We start from the raw sequence: 3,858 nt of genomic DNA on the forward strand, positions 1-3,858 counted from the left end.
CCGTGACCGTGACCACCCGCGACCAGTTCGACACTTCACGAGAGGCGGACCATCCGCGATGACAGCCAGCTCAGGACTCGACACCGCTCTCACCCCGCTGAGCTTCCTGGAGAAGGCCGCTCGTGTGTTCCCCGAGGCGACCGCGGTGGTGGACGGCCCCCGCCGCCAGAGCTACGCGGAGTTCGCCGATCGCGCCACGCGGCTGGCCTCACTCCTGCGGATGCGCGGGGTCGCCCGGGGCGACCGCGTCGGGGTGCTCGCGCCCAACTCCGCCGAGGCGCTGCTCGCACAGTTCGCGGTCCCGCTCGCCGGCGGGGCGGTGGTCGCCCTCAACACCCGCCTCGCGGCCCCGGAGGTCGCGTACATCACCGAGCACGCCGGGATCTCGGTGCTCATCGCCGACGCCGGTCTCCTGGCCGGGCTGGGGGACGAGGTCCCGGAGTCGATCAGTCTGATCCTGGTGACCCCCGACGCCGACGGCACCCAGCCGGACCCGGCCCGCTTCGGTCCCCGCGCCGAGGCGCTGGAGGAGGGCCTGGCACTGGCCTCCCCGCAACCGGTGTCCTGGGCGGTGGAGGACGAGGACGCCGTGATTGCCGTCAACTACACCTCGGGCACGACGGGGCGCCCGAAGGGCGTCATGTACACCCACCGCGGTGCCTACCTCAACGCGCTCGGGGAGATCATCACCCAGGGACTGGACTCGGACTCGCGCTACCTGTGGACGCTCCCGATGTTCCACTGCAACGGGTGGTGCACGACGTGGGCCCTGACCGGCGCGATGGGCACCCACGTGTGTCTGCGCGCCGTCCGGGGCGATGAGATCTGGAGACTGTTCGACGACGAGGGGATCAACCGCCTCGCCGGCGCCCCGGCGGTGTTGAGCACGATCGCCGACGACCCGGCGGCCCGGCCGGTGACGGGGATCCGCATGGTCACCGCCGGCGCCCCGCCCTCGCCCACGATCCTGCGACGCTTCGAGGACCTGGGCATCGACGTGACGCAGGTGTACGGGCTCACCGAGACCTACGGGCCGTTCACGGTGTGTACGCCCCAGCCCGACTGGGCGGACCTGGACCCGGACGAGCGTGCGGGTCTCAAGTCCCGTCAGGGCGTGGCCATGATCCACGCCGACACGGTCCGGGTGGTCGAGCGGACCAGCCCCGGCGAGAAGCACCTCGTCGACGTCCCGGCCGACGGCGTGACGATGGGCGAGGTCGTCATGACGGGCAACGGCGTGATGAAGGGGTACTTCGCCGACCCCGAGGCCACGGCGACCGCGTTCGCCGGGGGTTGGTTCCACTCGGGCGACCTCGGCGTGATGCACCCGGACGGGTACGTGCAGCTGCTCGACCGCGCCAAGGACGTGGTGGTCTCCGGCGGCGAGAACATCTCCACGATCGAGGTCGAACAGGCGATCGCGGCGCACCCCGACGTGGTGGACTGCGCCGTGGTCTCGATGCCCGACGAGAAGTGGGGTGAGCGTCCGAAGGCGTACGTCGTGGTGAAACCCGGTTCCGACCTCGACGAGGACGGTGTGATCGATCATTGCCGGACCAGGATCGCCCGGTACAAGGTGCCCGGTGCGGTGGAGCTCACCGAGGCCCTGCCGCGCACCTCGACCGGCAAGGTCCGCAAGAACGAACTCCGTGACGCCGCGTGGTCGGGGTGGGACAAGCGCATCAACTGACGGCCCCGCTCCTGCAGGGTGGGCCCGGGTGACGTTATTGTTGTCCCCAGGACCACAATCCGGTGCGCCCGGCCAGTTCGGATCGCACCCAGCCCCGACTCGCAGGAGGTCGACGCAGGCCCATGACGAACATCGTCGTACTGATCAAGCAGGTTCCGGACACCTACTCGGAGCGCAAGCTCTCCGATGGGGACTTCACCCTGGACCGCGAGGCCGCGGACGCGGTCCTCGATGAGATCAATGAGAAGGCCGTTGAGCAGGCTCTCCAGATCAAGGAGGCCGAGGGGGGCGAGGTGACCGTCCTGACCGCCGGTCCCGACCGCGCCACCGAGGCGATCCGCAAGGCCCTGTCGATGGGCGCCGACAAGGCCGTCCACCTCAACGACGAGGCGCTCCACGGCTCGGACGTCGTCCAGACCGCGTGGGCCATCGCCAACGTGCTGGGCACCATCGAGGGCACCGAGCTGGTCATCTGTGGCAACGAGGCCACCGACGGCCGCATGGGCAGCGTCCCGGCCATCATCGCCGAGTACCTGGGCCTGCCGCAGGTCACCCACATGCGCACCCTCGAGGTCTCCGGCGGGACCATCAAGGGTGAGCGGGAGACCGACGAGGGCATCTTCGAGATCGAGGCGTCGCTGCCCTGCGTCGTGTCGGTCGGAGAGAAGATCAACGAGCCGCGGTTCCCCTCCTTCAAGGGCATCATGGCCGCCAAGAAGAAGCCGGTCGAGGTCCTGACGCTGGCCGACACCAACGTCGAGGCCGGCCAGGTGGGCAAGGACAACGCGGCGACCACCGTCACGTCGTCGGTCCCCAAGCCGCCGCGCAGCGCCGGTGAGAAGTTCACCGACGAGGGCGAGGGCGGCAACGAGGTCGCCAAGTACCTCGTCGCGCAGAAGCTCATCTGATCGCGCTCACCCCGACCGACTCCCACCAGTCTTTTTCAAGGAGAATCCACCATGGCTGAAGTCCTCGTCGCGGTCGAGCACGTCGACGGCGAACTCAAGAAGGTCACCCTCGAACTGCTGACCGCCGCACGCGCGCTCGGTGAGCCGTCCGCCGTCGTGTTCGGTGAGACCGGCACCGCCGCAGCGCTCACCGACGCCCTCAAGGAGGCCGGCGCGGAGAAGATCTACGTGGCCGAGGGCGACGCGGTCCAGAACTACCTCGTCACGCCCAAGGTCGACGTCCTCGCCGGGCTCGCCGAGCAGGGCGCGGCGGCGATCGTCCTGGCCGCCACGTTCGAGGGCAAGGAGGTGGCGGGTCGCCTCGCGGCCCGTACCGGTTCCGGCACCCTGTGTGACGTCGTCGAGATCAAGTCCGACGGGTCCGCGGTCCACTCGATCTTCGGTGGCGCGTTCACCGTCGAGGCGACCGTCGCCGGCGACACGCCCATCTACACCCTGCGCCCGGGCGCCGTCGAGGCGTCGCCGTCCGCCGGGGCCGGTGAGGTCGTCGAGGTCGACGTCCCCGAGCCCGAGAACGCCGCCAGGGTCATCTCCCGCAACCCGATCGTCGGTGGCGACCGTCCCGAGCTCACCGAGGCGACCGTCGTCGTCGCCGGTGGTCGTGGCGTGGGTTCGGCGGAGAAGTTCGAAGAGGTCGTCGAGCCGTTGGCCGACTCGCTCAAGGGTGCGGTCGGTGCCTCGCGCGCCGCCGTCGACTCGGGGTACTACCCGGGTCAGTTCCAGGTGGGTCAGACCGGCAAGACCGTGTCGCCGCAGCTGTACATCGCCCTGGGGATCTCGGGCGCCATCCAGCACCGCGCCGGGATGCAGACGTCCAAGACGATCGTCGCCGTGAACAAGGACGAGGAGGCCCCGATCTTCGAGATCGCGGACTACGGCGTCGTCGGCGATCTGTTCAACGTCGCCCCGCAGCTCACCGAGGCCATCAACGCCCGTAAGTGAGTTCGGCGCGACAGCGCCCGGCAGTACCGACCGGACCCCGGCACCCCTGCGGTGCCGGGGTCCGGCGCGTTCGGGCGTATTCTTGCCGACGTCATGCTCACGATCCGCACCGCGCACTATCTCGACCACGCCGCGACCACCCCGATGCGCCCGTCGGCCCTGGCCGCCTACGCCGAGGCGGCCGCCACCGTCGGTAACGCCTCGTCCCTCCACGGAGCCGGCCGCCGCGCCCGTCGCCGGGTGGAGGAGGCCCGCGAG

Annotated in this window: 3 protein-coding genes and 1 pseudogene; all 4 read left to right on the forward strand. The window is 70.2% G+C overall.

All coding sequences use genetic code 11. The annotated features are described in order from the left end of the window. Positions 1 to 58 precede the first annotated feature (58 nt). Positions 59 to 1,690, forward strand: coding sequence for an AMP-binding protein (locus tag G6017_RS10665; protein ID WP_182610337.1), 1,632 nt, complete (start codon positions 59 to 61; stop codon positions 1,688 to 1,690). A gap of 122 nt (positions 1,691 to 1,812) precedes the next feature. Beyond that, positions 1,813 to 2,598 carry an electron transfer flavoprotein subunit beta/FixA family protein gene (locus G6017_RS10670; protein ID WP_179525538.1) on the forward strand — a complete coding sequence of 262 codons (786 nt, stop codon included), beginning with the start codon at positions 1,813 to 1,815 and terminating at the stop codon, positions 2,596 to 2,598. 51 nt (positions 2,599 to 2,649) lie between these two features. Then, entirely contained in the window at positions 2,650 to 3,600 is a 951-nt protein-coding gene (locus G6017_RS10675; protein ID WP_179525537.1) for an electron transfer flavoprotein subunit alpha/FixB family protein, read from the forward strand. Between the two features lie 93 nt (positions 3,601 to 3,693). After that, positions 3,694 to 3,858, forward strand: a pseudogene (locus tag G6017_RS16815) (cysteine desulfurase NifS); the annotation flags it as partial.

This window comes from Dietzia sp. B44 (assembly GCF_014145245.1).
Lineage (GTDB): Bacteria > Actinomycetota > Actinomycetes > Mycobacteriales > Mycobacteriaceae > Dietzia > Dietzia natronolimnaea.